The 1,273-nt window shown below is 56.2% G+C and carries 1 protein-coding gene; it reads left to right on the forward strand.

Annotation, left to right across the window (positions count from 1 at the left end):
- Nucleotides 1-26 precede the first annotated feature (26 nt).
- Nucleotides 27-1,273: elongation factor G (gene fusA, locus ACRESJ_RS07585; protein ID WP_431757353.1), on the forward strand; the 1,247-nt coding region annotated here is incomplete at its 3' end.

The raw sequence follows: 1,273 nt of genomic DNA on the forward strand, positions 1-1,273 counted from the left end.
TGCGTCACTAATTTTGCGAGGGCTTTATGGCTCGTACTACACCGATTAATCGCTACCGTAACATTGGTATCGTTGCTCACGTGGATGCTGGTAAAACCACCACCACCGAGCGCGTCCTTTTTTACACTGGCAAAAGCCACAAGATGGGCGAAGTGCATGACGGCGCTGCGACCACTGACTGGATGGTTCAGGAGCAGGAGCGTGGTATTACCATTACTTCTGCTGCCATTACCGCCTTCTGGCAGGGTTCCGCCAAGCAGCACAAGGACCAGTACCGCTTCAACGTCATCGATACCCCGGGTCACGTAGACTTCACTATTGAAGTTGAGCGTTCCCTGCGTGTACTCGACGGCGCGGTCGTTGTGTTCTGCGGCACTTCCGGCGTTGAGCCTCAGTCCGAAACCGTATGGCGTCAAGCCAACAAGTACGGCGTTCCACGTATCGTTTACGTGAACAAGATGGACCGTGCCGGTGCGAACTTCCTGCGTGTGATCGCTCAGATCAAGCAGCGTCTGGGTCACACTCCGGTGCCGATCCAGTTGGCTATCGGTTCCGAAGACAACTTCCAGGGTCAGATCGATCTGATGACCATGGAAGCGGTTTACTGGAACGACGCTGACAAGGGCATGACTCCACGTCGCGAAGCCATCCCTGCTGAACTGCAGGAACTGGCTGAAGAGTGGCGCAACAACATGGTAGAGGCTGCGGCCGAAGCCAGCGAAGAGCTGATGAACAAGTACCTCGAGGGTGAAGAACTCACCGTCGAGGAAATCAAGGGTGCTCTGCGTCAGCGTACTATCGCTGGTGAGATCGTTCTGGCTGTTTGCGGTTCTTCCTTCAAGAACAAGGGCGTTCCCCTGGTTCTCGACGCCGTTATCGACTACCTGCCGGCTCCAACCGACATTCCTGCCATCAAGGGTACTGACCCGGATGACGAGGAAAAGCAAATGGAGCGTCACGCAGACGACAACGAGCCGTTCTCGGCTCTGGCGTTCAAGATCGCTACCGACCCATTCGTGGGTACCTTGACCTTCGTCCGCGTTTACTCGGGCGTGTTGGCCTCCGGCGACGGCGTGATCAACTCGGTCAAAGGCAAGAAAGAGCGCGTGGGTCGTATGGTGCAAATGCACGCAAACGCCCGTGAAGAGATCAAGGAAGTACGCGCTGGTGACATCGCGGCCCTGATCGGCATGAAGGACGTCACCACTGGTGAAACCTTGTGCAACGCTGACAAGCCAATCATCCTGGTTCGCATGGACTTCCCGGAGCCGGT

This window comes from Pseudomonas sp., from assembly GCF_050739655.1.
Lineage (GTDB): Bacteria > Pseudomonadota > Gammaproteobacteria > Pseudomonadales > Pseudomonadaceae > Aquipseudomonas.